The organism is Microbaculum marinum (assembly GCF_037855135.1).
Lineage (GTDB): Bacteria > Pseudomonadota > Alphaproteobacteria > Rhizobiales > Tepidamorphaceae > Microbaculum > Microbaculum marinum.
Genome location: NZ_JAZHOF010000010.1, coordinates 59875 through 79242, shown reverse-complemented (window position 1 = coordinate 79242; position 19368 = coordinate 59875). Strand labels below are relative to the sequence as shown.

18 protein-coding genes are annotated in these 19368 nt (G+C 66.1%); 7 read left to right on the top strand and 11 right to left on the bottom strand.

Features of this window, described 5'->3' with window-relative positions:
- Positions 1-34: 34 nt before the first annotated feature.
- The 3 genes from V3328_RS21630 to V3328_RS21620 are packed head-to-tail and all read left to right on the top strand — an operon-like array spanning position 35 to position 1627.
- Complete coding sequence (locus V3328_RS21630; RefSeq protein ID WP_340331805.1) at positions 35-448, top strand: hypothetical protein; 414 nt, start codon at positions 35-37, stop codon at positions 446-448.
- A 55-nt stretch (positions 449-503) separates the two neighbouring features.
- Positions 504-989 carry a copper chaperone PCu(A)C gene (locus V3328_RS21625; RefSeq protein ID WP_340331804.1) on the top strand — a complete coding sequence of 162 codons (486 nt, stop codon included), beginning with the start codon at positions 504-506 and terminating at the stop codon, positions 987-989.
- A gap of 20 nt (positions 990-1009) precedes the next feature.
- On the top strand, positions 1010-1627 hold the full coding sequence (locus tag V3328_RS21620; protein WP_340331803.1) for an SCO family protein: 618 nt from the start codon (positions 1010-1012) through the stop codon (positions 1625-1627).
- A gap of 2 nt (positions 1628-1629) precedes the next feature.
- On the opposite strand, the gene V3328_RS21615 is transcribed toward V3328_RS21620, so the two are convergent.
- From V3328_RS21615 to V3328_RS21600, 4 genes are all read right to left on the bottom strand, one after another.
- Complete coding sequence (locus V3328_RS21615; RefSeq protein ID WP_340331802.1) at positions 1630-2202, bottom strand: histidine phosphatase family protein; 573 nt, start codon at positions 2200-2202, stop codon at positions 1630-1632.
- A 128-nt stretch (positions 2203-2330) separates the two neighbouring features.
- Positions 2331-3917 carry a phosphoglycerate dehydrogenase gene (serA, locus tag V3328_RS21610; protein WP_340331801.1) on the bottom strand — a complete coding sequence of 529 codons (1587 nt, stop codon included), beginning with the start codon at positions 3915-3917 and terminating at the stop codon, positions 2331-2333.
- A gap of 167 nt (positions 3918-4084) precedes the next feature.
- Entirely contained in the window at positions 4085-5257 is a 1173-nt protein-coding gene (locus tag V3328_RS21605) for a phosphoserine transaminase (protein ID WP_340331800.1), read from the bottom strand.
- Between the two features lie 205 nt (positions 5258-5462).
- Positions 5463-5816, bottom strand: coding sequence for a hypothetical protein (locus V3328_RS21600; RefSeq protein ID WP_340331799.1), 354 nt, complete (start codon positions 5814-5816; stop codon positions 5463-5465).
- A gap of 244 nt (positions 5817-6060) precedes the next feature.
- Between V3328_RS21600 and V3328_RS21595 the strand changes: the two genes are divergently transcribed.
- Positions 6061-6276, top strand: coding sequence for a hypothetical protein (locus tag V3328_RS21595; protein WP_340331798.1), 216 nt, complete (start codon positions 6061-6063; stop codon positions 6274-6276).
- 85 nt (positions 6277-6361) lie between these two features.
- Here V3328_RS21595 and V3328_RS21590 read toward each other — a convergent pair whose 3' ends face one another.
- Together V3328_RS21590 and V3328_RS21585 are read right to left on the bottom strand one after the other, a co-directional pair.
- Positions 6362-7036 carry an outer membrane protein gene (locus V3328_RS21590; protein ID WP_340331797.1) on the bottom strand — a complete coding sequence of 225 codons (675 nt, stop codon included), beginning with the start codon at positions 7034-7036 and terminating at the stop codon, positions 6362-6364.
- 321 nt (positions 7037-7357) lie between these two features.
- Positions 7358-8137 carry an outer membrane protein gene (locus tag V3328_RS21585; RefSeq protein WP_340331796.1) on the bottom strand — a complete coding sequence of 260 codons (780 nt, stop codon included), beginning with the start codon at positions 8135-8137 and terminating at the stop codon, positions 7358-7360.
- A gap of 216 nt (positions 8138-8353) precedes the next feature.
- On the opposite strand from V3328_RS21585, the gene V3328_RS21580 reads away from it, so the two are divergent.
- Positions 8354-9523, top strand: coding sequence for an aminotransferase class V-fold PLP-dependent enzyme (locus V3328_RS21580; protein ID WP_340331795.1), 1170 nt, complete (start codon positions 8354-8356; stop codon positions 9521-9523).
- Positions 9524-9529: 6 nt separating this feature from the next.
- On the opposite strand, the gene glmM is transcribed toward V3328_RS21580, so the two are convergent.
- Positions 9530-10873, bottom strand: a complete 1344-nt coding sequence (gene glmM, locus V3328_RS21575) for a phosphoglucosamine mutase (protein ID WP_340331794.1) — start codon at positions 10871-10873, stop codon at positions 9530-9532.
- 203 nt (positions 10874-11076) lie between these two features.
- On the opposite strand from glmM, the gene V3328_RS21570 reads away from it, so the two are divergent.
- On the top strand, positions 11077-12489 hold the full coding sequence (locus V3328_RS21570) for an amidase (RefSeq protein ID WP_340331793.1): 1413 nt from the start codon (positions 11077-11079) through the stop codon (positions 12487-12489).
- A 74-nt stretch (positions 12490-12563) separates the two neighbouring features.
- Here V3328_RS21570 and ftsH read toward each other — a convergent pair whose 3' ends face one another.
- The 4 genes from ftsH to V3328_RS21550 form a co-directional block, all read right to left on the bottom strand.
- Positions 12564-14498, bottom strand: a complete 1935-nt coding sequence (gene ftsH, locus V3328_RS21565) for an ATP-dependent zinc metalloprotease FtsH (RefSeq protein WP_340331792.1) — start codon at positions 14496-14498, stop codon at positions 12564-12566.
- Between the two features lie 162 nt (positions 14499-14660).
- Positions 14661-15965, bottom strand: coding sequence for a tRNA lysidine(34) synthetase TilS (gene tilS / locus V3328_RS21560; protein ID WP_340331791.1), 1305 nt, complete (start codon positions 15963-15965; stop codon positions 14661-14663).
- Positions 15952-16866, bottom strand: a complete 915-nt coding sequence (ybgF, locus tag V3328_RS21555; protein WP_340331790.1) for a tol-pal system protein YbgF — start codon at positions 16864-16866, stop codon at positions 15952-15954. The genes tilS and ybgF overlap by 14 nt, the downstream gene beginning before the upstream one ends.
- 120 nt (positions 16867-16986) lie before the next feature.
- Entirely contained in the window at positions 16987-18138 is a 1152-nt protein-coding gene (locus V3328_RS21550) for a helix-turn-helix transcriptional regulator (RefSeq protein WP_340331789.1), read from the bottom strand.
- Positions 18139-18408: 270 nt separating this feature from the next.
- Here V3328_RS21550 and V3328_RS21545 point away from each other — a divergent pair, with 270 nt between their 5' ends.
- The gene (locus V3328_RS21545) at positions 18409-19359 is read left to right on the top strand and encodes a hypothetical protein (RefSeq protein WP_340331788.1); all 951 of its coding nucleotides are present in this window, start codon (positions 18409-18411) and stop codon (positions 19357-19359) included.
- The last annotated feature ends 9 nt before the right edge of the window (positions 19360-19368 follow it).

Here is a 19368-nt window from a genome sequence, read left to right as displayed (position 1 = left end):
ATTGCATCCGCCGGATAGCCGCTAGACTGGCCTCATGAGATCGGCCGGCATCATCCAGACCCTGATCCGCGAGCGGCATCCGTTCGCCGTGCTGGCCATTCTCGCCTTCCTGATGCCCGGCCTGCTCTCGGCCGGGGGCGTGGCCGGCGCCTTTTCGAGCTTCCGTCTGGCGGACGGGACGACGGTCATCTGCACGGGCAGCGGCTTTGCGCGGGTCGCCGATCCGGCGAGCGCGCCGGACACCAGACCCGGGCACGAGAAAACGAATTGCTGCGCCACTGGCTGCGTCCACGCCGGCGGCATCGGCCTTGCCGCCCTTGCCGTCGCACAGGACGGCCTGCCGCTCGACTTCGGCGCGCCGATGCGGCCGCATGCGGCCGCCTCCAACATTGCCGCAGCCCCGGACGCGCCCGGCGCGATCCGCGCACCTCCTGCAAGGTCCGTCTGACCGAATCCACGACGCACCTTGGCGGAATGCACTCCGCCGCATTCAGGAGACAGACATGCGCAAGTACATCCTCGCGGCCGTATTCGCGGCCATCCTTCCCGTTGCCGGACCGGCCGGGGCGCACGACTACAAGGCAGGGGACCTCACGATCGGTCATCCCTGGACACGGGCGATGCCGCCGGGCGCAAAGGTCGGCGGCGGCTTCCTGGTGATCACCAACGACGGCGACACTGCCGACACGCTGCTCGCGGTCACCTCGCCGCGCGCCGACCGCGGCGAGGTCCACGAAATGGCCATGGACGGCGGGGTGATGAAGATGCGGGAGCTCGAGACAGGCCTGGAGATTCCGGCCGGTGCCACGGTCGAGTTGAAGCCGGGCGGCTATCATATCATGTTCATGGGAGTCACCGACGGCTTCAAGGAGGGGGAGAGGGTTCCCGCCGTCCTGGTCTTCGAGAAGTCCGGTGAGGTTGCAGTGGAGTTTTCGACGTCGCCGGTGGGCGCCAAGGACATGCCGCACAAGCACGGCCAGACCAACTGAACCCGAGGAGACCGGAACCGATGCGTGCCATTCGCTGGACAGCCTGGCTTCTCGTGGTGCTGGTGGCCGGAATCACTATCGCCGTTCTGGTCTCCGACGACGCCCGCGAGGCCGTCCTGGGGACACCCGGTGACGGCCCCGGCATCGCTTCCGTCGGCGGCCCGTTCGAGATGGTCGACCACACCGGCGAGACGGTGACGGAGGCAGATTTCCTCGGAAAGCCGTCGGTCTACTTCTTCGGGTTCACCCACTGTCCCGACGTGTGCCCTACAACGCTTTACGAGATGTCGACCTATCTCGGCGAACTGGGCGAGGACGCAGACAAGCTGAACGTCGCCTTCGTCACCGTCGATCCGCAACGCGACACACCGCAGGTCATGAGCGACTACATCTCGCCGTTCGACCCGCGCATCGTGGGGCTGAGCGGGTCGCCGGAGCAGGTCGAGGCGATGACGAAGGCCTGGCGAGTCTATTCGCGCCGTGTCGACCAGGAAGACGGCGAGTACACGATGGACCACACCGCCACGGTCTTCCTGATGGACGCCAACGGCAGGTTCGTCGGCACGATCGCCTATGGCGAAGCCGACGACATCGCGCTCGGCAAGCTGGAGCGGCTGGTGGAGGGTTCCGCCAGCTGAGCCTACCTGGGGAATGGGCCGAGCCTGCCCAGCACCTCGCCGCCATCTCCGGTCGGGCGGATGACGACGATTTCTCCCGAAGCGGGGAATATCTTCGTCAGGGCCGTGATGTTGACCTGGTGCGTCACCAGCAGCCGGGTCGGCGAGCCCGGCGTTACCTCGGCGATATAGTCGCGGACAGCCGCCGTCTGCTGCGCACCGGAGCCCCTGTCGGAGAAGAAGGAATTCAACGCAGGGTCGGCCACCACCGGACCGAGGTCGAGCAGTTCCGCCGTCTCCGCACAGCGGCACCACTGGCTCGACCGCACCTCCAGGGTCTCGATGCCGTTGGCCCGCATGGCAGCGCCAGTTGCCCGGGCCTGAAGACGCCCGCGATTGTCCAGATTTCGCTGGGTCGAACAGTCATCGATGCGGAATTCCTCCGGATCCCCGGTGCCGGGCGCGTTGGCGTGGCGCATCAGGACGACATGCCCGCCCCCGCGCAACGCGGCCCACAGCTCCTGCTCCGACAGTTCGGCGCGCGCCGCATTCGGCAGAAGCAGCAGTAATCCGATTATCAGGACAGCTGCTCGCATGCCGGGTAAGTAGGTGCGCCGCCGCCGGCGTCCAGTTGCCCATCAGGCAGCGACGTCCGATCGCCGGGTCGGCTGATGCGCGGCCTTCCGCGAACCGAAGGCCGGCATCGCTGCCGCAGCCGTGCCCCTTAGAACGCCAGCGGCTTCGCCTGCTGGACGTGCGGCAGCGCCTCGACGGCGGCGAGCACGTCGGGGGCGAGCGCGTCGTCGATCTCCACGAGGGCAATCGCGTCGCCGCCGCGCGCCTGGCGGCCGAGATTGAAGGTCGCGATATTGACGCCGGCGTTGCCCAGCACCATGCCGAGCGCGCCGATGAAGCCCGGCTTGTCCTCGTTGGTGATGTAGAGCATGTGCGGGGCCAGTTCCGCCTCCATGTTGATGCCCTTGATCTGGATGATGCGGGGTCGGCCGTCGGAGAACACCGTTCCGGCGACCGAACGCTCCTGGCGCTCGGTGATCACCGTCAGCCGGACGTAGTTCTCGTAGGCGCCCTGCTGCTCGCGCCGGACCTCCTCGATGCGGATGCCGCGGTCGCGGGCGATCGCCGGCGCCGAAACCATGTTAATGTCCTGCAGCAGCGGCCGGAGCACCCCGGCGATTGCAGCCGAGGTCAGGGCCCTGGTATTCATCTCGGCCACATCGCCGGCAAATTCGATGCGGATCCCCTTGAGGCCGGTCTCGGTGAGCTGGCCCGCAAACGAGCCGAGCTGCTCTGCCAGCGTCACGAACGGCTTCAGGCGCGGCGCCTCCTCTGCGCTGATCGAGGGCATGTTGAGCGCGTTGGTGACGGCGCCGGTGAGCAGGTAGTCCGACATCTGCTCGGCAACCTGCAGGGCGACGTTCTCCTGCGCCTCGGTCGTCGCGGCGCCGAGATGCGGCGTGCAGATCACGTTCGGCGCGCCGAACAGCACGTTCTCCCTGGCCGGCTCCACCGAATAGACGTCGAAGGCGGCACCGGCGACATGGCCGGACTCCAGCGCCTCGCGCAGCGCCGCCTCGTCGACCAGTCCGCCGCGGGCGCAGTTGATGATTCGCACGCCCTTCCTGGTCTTCGCCAGCGCCTCGCGCGACAGGATGTTCTTCGTCTTGTCGGTCAGCGGGACGTGCAGGGTGATGAAGTCGGCGCGTGTGAGCAGATCATCGAGCTCGACCTTCTCGACGCCCAGTTCGACTGCCCGTTCGGGCGTCAGGAAGGGATCGAAGGCAATGACCTTCATGCGCAGTCCGCGCGCGCGGTCGGCGACGATCGAACCGATGTTGCCGCAGCCGATGACGCCGAGCGTCTTGCCGGTGACCTCGACGCCCATGAAGCGGTTCTTCTCCCACTTGCCGGCCTGGGTCGAGGCATCGGCTGCGGGAATCTGGCGGGCGAGCGACAGCATCAGCGAGATCGCGTGCTCCGCCGTGGTGATCGAGTTGCCGAACGGGGTATTCATCACGATGATGCCCCGCTTGGTGGCGGCGGCGACGTCGACGTTGTCGACGCCGATGCCGGCCCGGCCGATCACCTTGAGGTTGCCGGCGGCCGCGATGACCTTCTCGGTCACCTTGGAAGCGGAGCGTATCGCCAGGCCGTCATAGTCGCCGACACGGGCGGCGAAGGCCTCCTTGTCGCTGCCCAGTTCGGGTTCGAAGTCGACCGCGATGCCGCGGTCCTTGAAGATCTGGACGGCGGCGGCTGACAGCTTGTCTGAGATGAGGACGCGGGGGGGCATTGCGAACCTTTCGTTTGTTTCCGGCCTCCGAACTCTCCTTCGTCATCCCGGCCGTCGCGGAGCGGAAAGCCGGGATCGGAGAGCCGCGGAGGGCCTGTGGCTCTCCGATCCCGGATAGCCGCTGATGCGGCTTCCGGAATGACGACAGTTGTGTTGGAAGCAGCCGCTCAGGCGGCCTTGGCGATTTCGGCCTTGGCGGCGGCGAAGGCCCAATCGATCCAGGGCGTCAAGGCCTCTACATCGGACGTTTCGATGGTGGCACCACACCAGATTCTCAAACCGGGCGGGGCATCGCGATAGTGCGCGATGTCGTAGGCGACGCCCTCCCGGTCGAGCAGACCGGCGACGCGCTTGGAAAACGCAGACTGGTCAGCCACCGGCATCGCGGAAATGTCGGGATCGGTGAAGGCCAGGCACACCGAGGTGTTGGAGCGGATCGCAGCATCGGCTGCCAGGAAGTCGATCCACGGCGTTGCCGCCACCCAGGCGGCGATGGCCGCGGTGTTGGCGTCGGCCCGGGCGACGAGCCCGTCGAGACCGCCGACCGATTCCGCCCAGTCCAGCGCATCCAGATAGTCTTCGACGCACAGCATCGACGGGGTGTTGATCGTCTCGCCCTTGAAGACGCCGTCGATCAGCTTGCCGCCCTTGGTCAGCCGGAAGATCTTCGGCAGCGGCCAGGCCGGCGTGTAGCTTTCCAGCCGCTCGACCGCCCTCGGCGACAGGATCAGCATGCCATGCGCCGCCTCGCCGCCGAGCGCCTTCTGCCAGGAAAAGGTCGCTACATCGAGCTTTTGCCAGTCGAGCCGCTGGGCGAAGGCCGCCGAGGTCGCATCCGCGATCGTGAGGCCGGTCCGGTCGGCGGCGATCCAGTCGCCGTCCGGGACGCGCACGCCGGAGGTGGTGCCGTTCCAGGTGAAGACGACGTCGCGGGAGAAATCGACCTCGCCGAGATCCGGCAGTTCTCCGTAAGGCGCCTTGAGGATGCGGGCGTCGAGGCCGAGCTGCTTGACGACGTCCGTGACCCAGCCCTCGCCGAAGCTCTCCCAAGCTAGCATGTCGACGCCGCGCTCGCCGAGCAGCGACCACATCGCCATCTCTACGGCCCCGGTATCGGAGGCCGGCACGATGGCAATCTTGTAGTCGGCGGGAACCTTGAGAACCGAGCGCGTCTGCTCGATGGCCCTGAGGAGGCGCTCCTTGCCAGGCTTGGAGCGGTGCGAGCGCCCGACGAGGGCATCCCGCAACAGCTCAGGCGACCAGTTCGGTCGCTTTGAGCAGGGGCCGGAAGAAAAATTCGGATTTGCCGGCCGGATGGCCGGTTTCGTCGATGTGGTCATGTCAGCCTACCCTTCCAGATAGAAGCCCCTCGTTGGGGAGGGGTGTCCCACGGATGGACGTAGGCGGGTTCGCAATTTCTGTCAAATGAATTGCATGCGACGTTTCGTTGCCGCATTGCGACCCTTGGCTGAGCCACGGGTACCGGGGTCGCTCGAAGCCTAGAGCCTTCCGGCAAGGGGCCCGGCTCAATTGGGGTGGGAGGGCCTATGCCCTCTTGCGCTCACTGGCGCGGCGCAACGCCGCATCCCTGGGCGAAACGATCCCGGCATCAGGATCATTGGCAGTGATCATGGGATGGGGATCGAGCCAGCCGGACACGTGCGCAGCATTCCTGAACCGCTTGACCGCATCGCCAAATGCTTCCGTGCGGCCCGATTCCAGTGCCTGGATCAGCGCTTCGTGGACACCAATCCATTCCGTTGCCTGGTCACCGCCGAACTGCCAGGCCTCTCTTGCGAACTCGATCGCGTTCTCGCAGTCGTCCACCACGATGTATCTGCCGTTTGCGTGCAATAAGATTGGATCGAACTGCGGGGAAAGGCGATCTTGCATCGCCATATGGTTTCACGCTCCTTTCGCGTCTTTCCGGACCCTCCGGCCAAGACAGCCACAGGTATCGTTGCGATGTAAGGTAGTACGCCTGGCGTGCGTCGTAGAGTCCCCGCCGACTCACAGGGCGCAGGCGTTTCCCTATGTGACATTGACGGAACCGACGGTCATGTCGCGTTTTCCGTCACTTACTAACTTGTCGTCAGTTGTGCCTCACACTACATATGACGCTGATGAAATGCCGGGGGCCAGGATGAACAGGTCACGCGAGGAACGTCTGCAGATCATGCTGAGCTCGCACGAACGAAAGGCCATCGACGATTGGCGCTTCAGCACGCGCATGCCGAGCCGGGCCGCCGCGATCCGCGAGTTGCTGCGAAGAGGTCTGAAGGCCGAGGGCTTCGAACTCGCCGACGGCGATACCAAGTCCGGCGACTTCGGCGTCCTGGAAAACGGCAGCGACGAGTAGGCTATCGGACGAATACGGCGGAGCCGCGGCTCCGCCGAAACGAGTTCTCCACTCCCGCCCGCACTACCGCATTCGGACAGACAAGTCAGTAGATCAGGTAGCGCAGCCCCACGCGGAACTCGTGTGAGTTGACGTCGTCGATAGCGATACGCCCGCCGATCTGGTCCACCGTCGACACATCCCCCATGGCCAGGTACCGGTAGTTCACGTCGAGCAGCAGGTTCGAAGTGAGATCGTAGCTCGCACCCGCCGTCGCCGACCAGGCAAAGTTCCACGCGTCCGCGTCGGCGCCGAATCGGCCCGTCGCCGCCAGGAACGGCGGGTTGTAGCCGGTATAATCCGACAGGCGCAGGTTCGCAGCGCCGATGCCGCCGCCTACATACGGGGTGAGGCCGGCCCAGTTGCCGAGGTCGATATAGGCGTTTGCCATGACCGTCCAGGCGGAGATGCGTCCCGACTCCAGCGTATAGGGGAGCCCGGGGCAGGCGATACAGGCGATCCTTCCGCCGAAATCCGACGGAGCGGCGTAGTCGACCGTCACGTCGGTACGGAACCACTCGTTGAACTTGTAGCCCAGGCCGAAACCGACGAGCCAGGCGTCGTCGAGGTCCTGGTCGTAGTAGCCCAGCGTCCCACCGAGGGCGGGTTGGTAGGAGGCGTCGGGACCGGTGTAGGCCCTGTAGCCGACATCGCCGCGCAGGTACCAGGAGGACACCACCTCGACCGGCAGGATCGGCTCGAGGAACACGTCGTCCGTCACGTCGGCCGCCTGCGCTCCGCTCCCAATGCCGAAAATGGTCAAGGCAAAACCCGCGGTCGCGGCAGATTTCATCAGGGCATGCATGGCCGAAACTCCGTCACATCCGTGCCCGCCCCGGGACGCGGGACGTGGGCGATCATGCTTTCGACGGACTATGCGCAGCCAATCGTTAAGGGGCGCTTAACCACGTTCCTTAACCACGTTCGTTCATGAAGGCCGCGCTTCGAGGCCGGCCCCTGCCCGTCGTGGCGCAGCCCTGAATGCGCGTACGGCGGGCCTGCCGACCCGCCGTACGCTGGAACGGTGCGTGTCTGAAATCGGCTACAGGAAACTGTAGCGGAAGCCGAGCATCACGTCGTGCGAGGTGATGTCATTGAAATACATCGGATTGTAGACGGTGTTCGCGCCGTTGAATCCGACCAGGTCGCCCGTCTGCGCGTCGCCGAGATCGGCGTAGCGGTAGCCCAGTTCGATGGCGAAGGCGGGTGCGATGTTCCACGCCATTCCGGCATACAGTGCCCAGGCGAGATCCCAGTTCGGGGCGGCATCCGCATAGGCGATGGCACCGGTCACTGCGTTGATGTCGGTGAAGCCGGTGATCGTGTTGCGCGACGTGCCGATGCCCGCGCCGACATAGGGCGTCAGCGCATTCCAGGTTCCCAGGTCCAGGAACACGTTGGCCAGGAACAGGGCTTCGGACTTCCTGCCGGAATAGTCGTTGGTGCCGTCCCAGATGCCGTCGGAATTGAAGTCGTACCTGTCGAAAGCCGAAAAATCGGCGGACGCGCGGTACTCGGCGGTGACGTCGATGCGGAACCAGTCGTTGAAGCGCCAGCCGACGCCGCCGCCGAAGAACGGCGCCGCGTCGAAGTTTCCCTTCTCCGTGAACTGAACGATCCCGCCCACGTGGAAGAGCGCATTGTCGAGGTTGCCCAGCTGCTGGTTGCTCGCGCCGACGAAGCCGCGCAGGTACAGTCCGCCAATCGGTACGGGCTCGACATACGGCTCGACGATCTGGACCATGTCGGCCGCCTGCGACTGTCCCGCCATGGCGACGACGGCCACGCCACCCGCCAGAAGAGCTTTTGCGATTCTAATCATACCACTACATCCCGAAAACCGCGGTGAGCCTCGTGACAGCGCCGTGCTGACAAGTAGGATTGCGGATGATCTTGGCGCTCATTCGTTAAATCGGGCTTAACCACGCTCCTTAACCACGTCTGTTAATCAACCGGCCCCGTTCGGGGGCGGTTTTGTCCCATGATTTCGACAATTCCGCCGGTCCGCCGGCCACATCGACAACCGGAGAGAGCACACATGTCCGACCGTGATCTGATCCCGAGCCAGCGGCACCTGTTCGACATTCCCCGGGACATGGTCTGGCTGAACTGTGCCTACATGTCGCCGCTGATGAACACGTCGGTTGCGGCGGGACAGGCGGGAATCCTTGCCAAGGCGCATCCGTGGACGCTGACTCCGCCCGACTTCTTCTCGACCTCCGAGACGGCCAGGACGTCGTTCGGGCGTCTGATCAACGCCACCGCCGACGACGTCGCGATCGTCCCGTCAGCCTCCTACGGCATCTCGGTGGCGGCGGCCAACTGCCCGGTTTCGGCGGGTCAGGAGATCGTTCTGCTGGAGGACCAGTTTCCCTCCAACGTCTATTCCTGGCGCCGTCTCGCCGAAGGCCGCGGCGCACGCGTCCGCACCGTCACACGCGCCGAGGCGACGGGCGCCAACGGCGCGGTCGACTGGACCGCTGCCCTGGCCGACGCGATCGGTCCCGATACGGCGATCGTGGCGGCGCCGAACTGTCTTTGGACGGACGGCTCGCTGGTCGATCTCGTCGCCGTCGGGCAGGCGACCCGGAAGCACGGCGCCGCGCTCGTCCTGGACGTGACACAATCCGCCGGGGCCTACCCGATCGACGTCGCCGCCGTCCAACCGGACTTCATGGTCGCTGCGAGCTACAAGTGGCTTCTCGGACCCTACGCACTGGGCTTCCTCTACGCCGCGCCACACCGCCAGGCGGGCCGCCCGATCGAGGAGAACTGGATCGCCCGGGCGGGCTCGGAGAACTTCGCCGGGCTCGTCGACTATCAGGACACCTACCAGCGCGGCGCGCGGCGCTACGACATGGGGGAACGGTCGAACTTCCACCTGATGCCGATGGCAGTGGCGGCGCTGGAGACGATCCTCGGTTGGGGCGTCGATCGGATCGCCCGCACGCTCGGCACCCGCAACCGGGAAATCGTGCGGCGGGCCGCCGAACTGGGCTTTTCGACGGCGCCGGAGGATTTCAGGGCGCCGCATTTCCTGGGACTGCGATACGCAGAGGGAATCCCCGACGACCTGTTGCCGCGGCTGGCTGCGGCCGGCGTCCACGTCAGCGTGCGCGGCGACTCGATCCGCGTGACGCCACACCTCTACAATGACGCGCACGACGTCGACCGCTTCTTCTCGGCGCTCGAAGAGGCGCTCGCGTAGGCGGTCTCAGGCAGCGCCTTCGAGTGCCGACACGATATCGCTGACGACCGACTCGACCAGCCTGGAATCCTCGCCTTCCGCCATCACCCGGATGACCGGCTCGGTGCCGGAGGGCCGGATGACGAGCCGGCCCGCGCCCGCAAGGCGGCCTTCGCCGGATTCGATCGCCTCCTTCACCAGGCTTGTCTCCAGCGGCTTGCCCGCCTTGTAGCGGACGCTGCGGAGGAGTTGCGGCAGCGGTTCGAAGCGATGGCAGACCTCGCTGACCGGCTTGCCCGACCGCGACACAACCGCGAGCAGTTGCAGGGCGGCGACAAGACCGTCCCCGGTCGTGGTGAAATCCGACAGGATGATGTGACCGGACTGCTCGCCGCCGACATTGTACCCGTCGGCCAGCATCGCCTCGAGGACATGCCGGTCGCCGACCGAGGTGCGGACCAGTTCCAGGCCGATGGAGCCAAGATAGCGCTCCAGGCCGAGGTTCGACATGACGGTCGCCACGATGCCCGGCTGCGACAGCCGACCGTCCTCGTGCCACGACTGGGCGACCACCGCCATCAGCTGGTCGCCGTCGACGATGCGGCCGTGCTCGTCGACGATGATCACCCGGTCGGCATCGCCGTCGAGGGCGATGCCGATGTCGGCGCGAACCTCGTGCACCTTGCGGCACAGCGCGTCGGTCGACGTCGAACCGCATTCCTTGTTGATGTTGAATCCGTTCGGATCGACACCGATCGAGACGACCTCGGCGCCGAGTTCCCAGAGCGCGTCCGGGGCGACCTTGTAGGCGGCGCCGTTGGCGCAGTCGACCACCACGCGCAGGCCGTCGAGCCGAAGGTCGCGCGGCAGGGTCCGCTTGGCGAACTCGATGTAGCGCGCGTGTACGCCCTCGATCCGCTTGGCGCGTCCGAGCACGTCGGAGCCGGCGAGATATTCGGACAGGTCCGAATCGATCAGGGTCTCCATCTGCTCCTCGGCTTCACCGTTCAGCTTGTAGCCTTCGGGGCCGAAGAGCTTGATGCCGTTGTCCTGATAGGCATTGTGCGAGGCGGAGATCATCACTCCCAGATCGCAACGAAGCGACCGCGTCAGCATGGCGACCGCGGGCGTCGGCATGGGTCCGAGCAGGAAGACGTCCATGCCGACCGCTGTGAAGCCGGCAACCAGCGCCGACTCGATCATGTAGCCCGACAGGCGGGTGTCCTTGCCGATAACCACCCGGTGACGATGGACACCGCGCCGGAAGACCGTTCCCGCCGCCATGCCCACCTTGAGGGCGATCTCCGGCGTGATCGGATGGCGGTTGGCCAGACCGCGGATGCCATCGGTTCCGAAATATTTGCGCGACATCGGCCGCACCCCGCTTGTCTTCTACGTTTCTGCCATTTTTTCGCGCGGCATTATGACGGCAACATACTGCCGGAATCTTCAAAAATCATGAGCAATTGTTTCACGCCGACCTGGCCCGCAACAGCGGGGGCGCTGGCAGGTTTTCTTCCGTTGCGACCGTGCGTACGATCATCAGGCATGGTCTTCGCTGGAGAAACCGCCGCATGAACCGGTGCTCGGACATTTCGAGTTTCACCGCGCACGAGTTGCTGACGCACTTCCGCCACAGGTCACTCTCCCCTGTCGAGGTCACGCGCGACGCACTGGAACGCATCGAGCGTTTCGAACCCCGGATCAACGCGTTCGTCGTCGTCGATTCGGAAGCGGCGCTCGCCGCTGCCCGGGCCTCCGAGGCGCGCTGGCTGAAAGGCGAGCCGATCGGTCTCGTCGACGGCCTGCCGACGACGATCAAGGACATCGTCGACATGGCCGGCCTTCCGACCCGGTTCGGATCGCTCACGACGAGTTCGAAACCGGCCGCCGGGGACGCCCCCGCGGTGGCAAGGCTTCGCGAATGCGGCGCGGTCTTCCTCGGCAAGACGACCTTGCCGGAATACGGCTGGATCGGCGCCTGCCACTCGCCGCTGACCGGTATCACCCGCAATCCGTGGAATCTCGAGCGCACCACCGGCGGCTCGTCGGGCGGCGCCGCCGCGGCGGCCCTGCTCAATCTCGGCGTCCTCCACCACGGCACCGACGCGGCGGGATCGATCAGAATTCCCGCAGCCTTCACGGGCGTGTTCGGCATCAAGCCAAGTTACGGCCGCGTTCCTGCCTATCCGGCCTCGGTGATGACGACGCTCGCCCATCAGGGGCCGCTGGCGCGCAACGTTCGAGACGCCGCGTTGATGCTGAGCGTGATGGCACGTCCCGACGCCCGCGACGCGACCGCTTGGACCACGCCCGCGCCGGACTACCGGATCGGCCTCGAAGACGGCGTCCGTGGCCTGCGCATCGCCTGGAGCCCGCGGCTCGGCTACGTCCGGACGATCGACGCCGATGTCGAGGCGACGGCGGCAAAGGCCGCGAAGGCGTTCGCCGACCTCGGCGCGATCGTCGAAGAGGTCGATCCCGACGGGCCCGATCCGACCGAAATCCTGCTGACGCTCTGGTATTCCGTGTCGGCGGCGGTCATCCTGGCCAAATCCCCCGAGGATCGCGAAAGGATGGATCCGGGCTATCTGGCCATCGGAGAGCATGGCCGGCGCTTCTCCCTGTTCGACTACCTCCAGGCCCAGAGCCGCCGGGCCGAGTATCGCAACGCCATGCTGCGGCTTCACGACCGCTACGACCTGCTGCTGACGCCGCAGATGCCGATTCCCGCGATCGAGGCGGGGCGCGTCACGCCTGCCGATGGCCGTTTCGGCGAGGACTGGATCAACTGGTCGCCCTACACCTACCCCTTCAACCTGACCCAGCAGCCGGCCGCTTCGATACCCTGCGGCTTTGCGGAGGACGGCCTGCCCGTGGCCCTGCAGATCGTCGGACCGCCCGGCCGCGACGACCTTGTCCTGCGCGCCGCACGCGCCTACGAGAGCGGGCACCCGATAGCGACCCTGTCGGAACCTCGCGGATAGCGGTGTCAGGGGCGCCAACGAAAAACCCGGCGCCGAAGCGCCGGGTCATCTGATGTCTCCCGTCTGACCGGCGGTCAGGCCTGCGGCTGCGGTTCCATGCCGCCCGCATCGGGCTCCTCGCCTGACGGCTTGGACTTGCCCGCCTTCGGCACCGCCGACGACTTCGGCTTGCTGGTATCGGAGCCGATGTCGGTGTCGCGGATCGGCGGCTTGCCATCGAGCAGGTCGCGGATCTCGTCACCGGAAAGCGTCTCGTACTCGAGCAGGCCGTTGGCGATGATGTGCAGATCGTTCAGGTTCTCGGTAAGGACCTTCTTGGCCGTTTCGTAGCCGGTATTGACGAAGCCCTTGATCTCCTCGTCGACCAGCTTCTGTGTCTCGTCGGAGACGTGCTGCTGGCGCGCGACGGAGTGGCCGAGGAAGACCTCCTCCTCGTTCTCGCCGTACATCAGCGGTCCGAGCTTGTCGGACATGCCGAACTGGGTCGCCATCGCCCGCGACAGCTTGGTCGCCATGCGGATGTCCGCCGATGCGCCGGACGTCACCTTCTCGTGGCCGAAGATCAGTTCCTCGGCGACGCGCCCGCCCATCGCCACGGCGAGGTCGGCGTAGCACTTGGCCCGCGTCAGCGAGATCTGGTCGCGTTCGGGAAGCCGCATCACCATGCCGAGCGCGCGGCCACGGGGAATGATGGTCGCCTTGTGGATCGGATCGGACGCCGGCATGTGCAGGGCGACCAGCGCGTGGCCGGCCTCGTGATAGGCGGTGAGGCGCTTTTCCTCGTCGCTCATGACCAGGGTGCGGCGCTCCGCGCCCATCATCACCTTGTCCTTGGCGTCCTCGAACTCGGCCGCCGTGACCAGCCGCTTGGAGCGGCGGGCGGCAAGCAGCGCGGCCTCGTTGACGAGGTTGGCGAGATCGGCGCCGGAGAAGCCGGGCGTACCCCGGGCGACGACCTTCAGATCGACGTCCGGTGCCGTCGGCACCTTGCGGACGTGGACCTTGAGGATCTTCTCACGGCCGGTGACGTCGGGGTTCGGCACCACGACCTGGCGGTCGAAGCGGCCCGGACGCAGCAGCGCCGGATCGAGCACGTCGGGACGGTTCGTCGCCGCGATCAGGATGATGCCCTCGTTCGCCTCGAAGCCGTCCATCTCGACGAGAAGCTGGTTCAGCGTCTGCTCGCGCTCGTCGTTGCCGCCGCCGAGGCCCGCACCACGATGGCGGCCGACGGCGTCGATCTCGTCGATGAAGATGATGCAGGGCGCATTCTTCTTGGCCTGCTCGAACATGTCGCGCACCCGGCTCGCGCCGACGCCGACGAACATCTCGACGAAGTCGGAACCGGAAATCGTGAAGAAGGGCACGTTCGCCTCGCCGGCAACCGACCGGGCCAGCAACGTCTTGCCGGTGCCGGGCGGGCCGACCAGCAGAACGCCGCGCGGAATGCGGCCGCCGAGGCGCTGGAACTTCTGCGGGTCGCGGAGGAATTCCACGATCTCCTCGAGGTCCTCCTTCGCCTCGTCGACGCCGGCGACGTCCTCGAACGTGACGCGACCGTGCGCCTCAGTCAGTAGTTTCGCCTTCGACTTGCCGAACCCCATCGCCTTGCCGCCGGCACCCTGCATCTGACGCATGAAGAAGATCCATACGGCGATCAGCAGCAGCATCGGGAACCAGGAGACGAACACGCCGAGCAGCGACGGCACGTCTTCCGAAGTGGGCTTGGCGGTGATCGAGACGCCCTTGTCCTCGAGCTTGGAGACGAAGTTCGGATCGTCCGGCAGATATGTCTGGAAGGTACGCCCGTCCGTCAGGGTTCCGGTCACCTGCGGGCCGGATATCGTCACGGCCCGGACCTTGCCTTCGTCAACCTCCGCGAGAAGCTGGGAATAGCTCATCTCGTTCGGCGCGCCGCGCTGGGCCGGACTCTGGAACAGGTTGAAAAGGGCGATAAGGAGAAGCCCGATTATCACCCAGAGTGCAAAATTGCGAAAATTGGCGTTCATCTGTGTCCTGACTGACCCGAAACGGACGAGGATTTTCTAACAGAGTGGGGCCTGACGGCGCTACTGATCGTTAAAATAGGTACCAATGGGCGATATGCCAATGATCCACGTCACATCAATGCAATTCGACGTAAACGCCATACCCGCTCATCGCAAACCGTGTCACGCAAATCGCGCCGCACCAACGAACGAAAAGGTGAACTCCGCTCCGGAGTAGGGCCCGGGGCGCGCTTCCACCAGCGGCGCGGCCAGAAGTGTCTCGCCCAGAAAGACGGCCGGCGCAACCCGTGCGGCCACGACCGGGATCGCCCGCAGTTCCGAGGTCCTGCGGACCACGGCCACCCCGTCAGCGCCCAGCGCCCTGACGGTCAGCCCCTTCGCCGGCGCGCCGGCCCGATCGATGCGGAAGCGTCGATCCCAGACGACCCCTGGCGCCGCGTCGAGGGACACGACCGGCAGGCCGACGCGGCCCGCTTCCCGTAGGACCAGTACCGTCTCGGGCGATCTGACGACCCGGCACCCGTTCAGCGTCGCGGCGGCCGGCGCTTCGGTTTCACAGGTCAGATCGCCGTAGAGGCGTTCCAGGCGCTCCAGCCTCGGCGGATAGTCCGTGCCGCCGATCCCCATCAGCAGACGTGCCAGCACCCTGAGGCCAAGTTCCTCGGGCGCGCTCGACCATGCCTCACGGTCGATGCGGCAGAACCCGGCCGGATCTTCGCGGACGACCGCCCGGTGCAGGTCCGCGGCCGCCGATTCCAGCGCCGCGCGCGCCCGTCGCATCCGCCGCGCCGTTTCGGCGAGACGCTGCGACGCCAGCCCCTCTTTCGCCAGGTCGGGCATCAGCGCGCGAATACGGGATCGCGCGAAGCGGTCGTCCCGGTTCGACGGGTCTTCGATCCAGGTCTGCCCGAAGCGGGCCAAGGTCGCGCCAAGTCGCGCCTTCGCTGTGCCCAGGAACGGACGAAGGTGGACCACGCCCCGCCAGTCCGAGGCCTCCGGCATTGCCGCCAGACCGTCGACGCCCGACCCTCGGGCAAGTCGCATGAGGAGCGTCTCGGCCTGGTCGTCGCGATGATGGGCGGTAACCAGATGCGACAGGCCGTGTGCCGCGCAGGCTTCGACCAGCAGCCGGTAGCGCGCCTCCCGGGCGGCCGCTGCGATGTCGGCGCGAGGCTTGGCCCCCTCCCACACCAAAGTCGCGTGTTCGAGGCCTGCCGCGCGCGCCCATTCCGCAACCTGAGCCGCCTCCGCGGCCGCCTCGGGCCGCAGCGCGTGATCCACGGTGAAGACCATCATCGGCAGGCGGGGATGCAGGCGGTGGCGCCAGTCCGCGGCAAGCCGCATCAGCGCCAGACTGTCGGCACCCCCCGAAACGGCCAGCCCGATGCCGGCGGCAGCGGCGAGAGGGGCCAGCAGACGGTCGGCTTCCGGCCGGCTCAGCGGTGCATCTGCGCTATGAGCAGCCACTTTTCTGCATTTCGCTGCGCGCCCGCTCCTGGACAGCCTGCGGCGCATTGGGATAGCGGCGGGCAATCTCGGCGAAGGTCGAGCAGGCAGCGTCCGCCTGGCCCAGTTCCTTGAGCGACATGCCGAGCTTGTAGAGGCTGTCCGGTGCCTTGGCGCTGTCCGGATAGTCCGAATAGCCCTTCAGGAACGCATCGGCGGCCTGCCGGTAGTCGTTCCGCGCAAACAGCGATTCGCCGAGCCAGTACTGGGCGTTGCCGGCCAGCGGGTCGTTGGGGAACTGGTTTAGGAACTGCCGGAAGCTCGCCTCCGCCAGATCGAACTCGCCGCGCAGGATATAGCCGTAGGAGAGGTCGTAGGCGTCCTTGGGATCGCCGCTGGGGGCGAGCACCAGTTGCGGATTCTGACCGCCCACGGCCGGGGTGTTGAACATCGACTGGTCCTGCCCCGACTGGGGAAGCGGCTGGCCGAGCGCCGACGACAGGTCGAGCGGCCGGCCGGGGACCTGGCCGAGAGACTGCGGCGGCGCCCCTGCAGAGCCTCCCTGGTTCATGCCCGAACCCTGTTGCATCTGCGAGGGCATCCGCGGCTGCAGGACGGTGCCGGAGGAGCCCATACTGCTCTGCCCGGGCACCTGCCCCTGGACGCCGCCGTTGCCGGACGACATCGCCTGCTGCTGCAGTTGCCTGATCTGGAAGTTGAGCTGTTCGATCTGGCCGTTGAGCTGGCGGACCTGGTCTTCCAGGGTATTGAGCCGCACGGTGAGGCCCGCGACGTCGGCCTGGCTGTCGCCGCGCTGCAGGAACTGAGCCGAGGCCGTGCCGGCAAGGACGACGGCAATGGACGTGCCGATCGCGGCAACGCACAGGAGCCGCACGAGGCAGCGGGATGACGGATACGCCATGGATACTGAGCCGATCATGATCGCGATGTCGAGAAACCGGCTCTTACCATAGGATCGACTGGGACCAAAGTTGGGCAGTTGCTGTTGCGCCATGCATCCGGTCCTCATAGCGATTGGCGGTCACGGCTCGGGCCGTCTTGCAACCGGCACGAGTTGCGTCACCAGGCGCATGAGGTCGACCTGCCGGGAGGTGCCGGTCTTCTGGAAGATGTTGTCCAGATGAGTCTTGGCCGTCGACGGTGCGATGCCCAGGACCCGGGCGGCTTCGGAAAGCGTTCGGCCGGCGAAGAGGCCCGCGAGAACCCGGGTTTCGGCCGGCGTCAGCCTGAATGCAGCGGCCATGGCCTCTGCGCCGTCGCGCTCGCCGGGCGGCGCGCCAATGAAGACCACTGCGACTGCCGAGGGATCCAGGTCGGCGCGGAACGCGCTCCCGCGGATCGGCAGGACATGAGCGAACAGCGGCGATGCGGCTGGATCTGCGAGCGGAACGGCGAGGCCCGATGCGCCGATTTCCGTTTCATCGGTTGCGGCGATTCGGATTGCCACCCCCAGTTCGCGCGCCGCTTCAATTGTGCCGGCGCGAAGCGCGCCGCCGACCGTACGGATGGCGCTGCCTGAACGGAGCATTTCCTGCGCCCTCCTGTTGGCGTACAGAACCATTGCTCGTTCGTCGACCAGTATGACGGCACATCGCAGAGCATCGAGCGTCTCGGCAAAACGCGCCCGTTCTAGCGCCCGTACGTCGAGCAGATTGCTGATCGTCACCGCTCGGCGCAGATGTGGCAGAAGCAGTTTGCCGATCCGGATTTCCCGGTCGGTGATCAACCCCCGGTTGACGCTCAGCCCAACGACGAGCTCGGAGAAGTAGGCCGGCGTCTCCATCAGCACGTAATGCATGATGTCGGCGATCCCTCGCGGTTTCAGGCAGTCGCGGACATAGGCGGAAGCTTCGAGATAGGCCGCGTCCAGCTGCTGCGAGGCGACGTAGGGCTCGTCCGGTGACGGGCCGCGGGCCAGCCATTCCGACAGCCGTGCATGGATCTCGGGAAGGTGCTTCTGGCGCTCGGCAAGCCAAGGCGCGCCCCATCCCACGCTTTTTTCGATCAACAGTCGGTCGGCACTACGATCGTTGAGTGAAAGGTTGACCACCTCCCCGCCGAAGGCGACGGCAATGCCGGCAAGTGTTTCGTCCCATCGTCCGGGATCGAACGTACAGTCATAGATCGAGCCGACCAGGCCGGAGAACGTTTCCAGCGAGGCTTCGCCACTCACCGCCGAACGCTCCCGCAGATGCACACGCCGAGCGGCCCGACCCGCATCGAACCAGCCTTTTCCATTCATGTGGGCGGATCCCGGCAGGAAGTCGCTGGCGACCGGTCCAATCCGAGGATCGACTCGGGACTATCTCCCCCAAACGGCGGAGGCGCAAGCCGCGTCGATATGGAACCATGAGCCCATTGTACCGGCCGTCATCGGGCCGATCATTGGAGAAAGGTCATTATGGTATTGCACCGCCATGCCAGGGCGAAACTGGCCTTGGGAATGATTCTGGCAGCCGCCAGCACCAGCAATGCTGCATCGCTGAAGTTGACAGTCGCAACCATCGAGAGCGGCCGGCTCATGGTCGAGGGAACGGCGCCCGAGGCCCGCCAGACGGTGACGCTGGACAGCAAGTTCTCCGTCAGGTCGGATGGGGGTCGGTCATTTGCCTTCTCAATCTCGAACTATCACCCCGAAGACTGCATCGTTGCACTCAAAGCCGGAGAAATCTCTGCCACGGCCGTCGTCGGAAATTGCGGCGTCCGCGGCGTCACACCTCGCGGAGCCTGGAAGAAATCGGCATCCTACGACACCGACGACCTTGTCAGCCACAACGGTTCGACCTTTCTGGCCCTGCGCCCCGGCAAAGGAAAGGTGCCGGGAAAGGACACCCGGTTCTGGGACAAGTTCGTGTCAAGAGGCGCTGCCGGACCGGCCGGGCCGCAGGGCGATCCCGGGCCGCCCGGAAAGGCCGGCCCTCAGGGACCGGCGGGCGCTGCCGGACCGGCGGGACCGGCCGGACCTCCGGGGGTCGCCGGCCCGGCCGGTCCGCAAGGTCCCTCGGGGGTGGTGCAGACGGTACGCATACGGGAATCCGACTTCCTGACAGTGCCGCCCTCGACCGGTTTCACCATCCTCGGATCGCTGCCCGCCGTATATTTCTCGGCGGATCAGCGCCTGACCGGATCGCTATCGCTTAACGTCCAGATCGGCGCCGACCACACCCAGGTCTCCTACAACCTCTGCTACTACAAGGACGGCGCCCTCGTGCTGTTCAACAACGAATACCTGAGCATGAACATTTCGGCAGGCACCGAGCGGGCGCTGTCGATAAGCGACACCGCCGTGCCCGGCTACAACGGCTCCGGCAGCGTCGGCCTTTGCCTGAAGAACTGGGGACCGAGAGACCTTTACGTATACCGCGTCAATGGCTGGATCCAGGTCACCAACTAGCGCTGATCC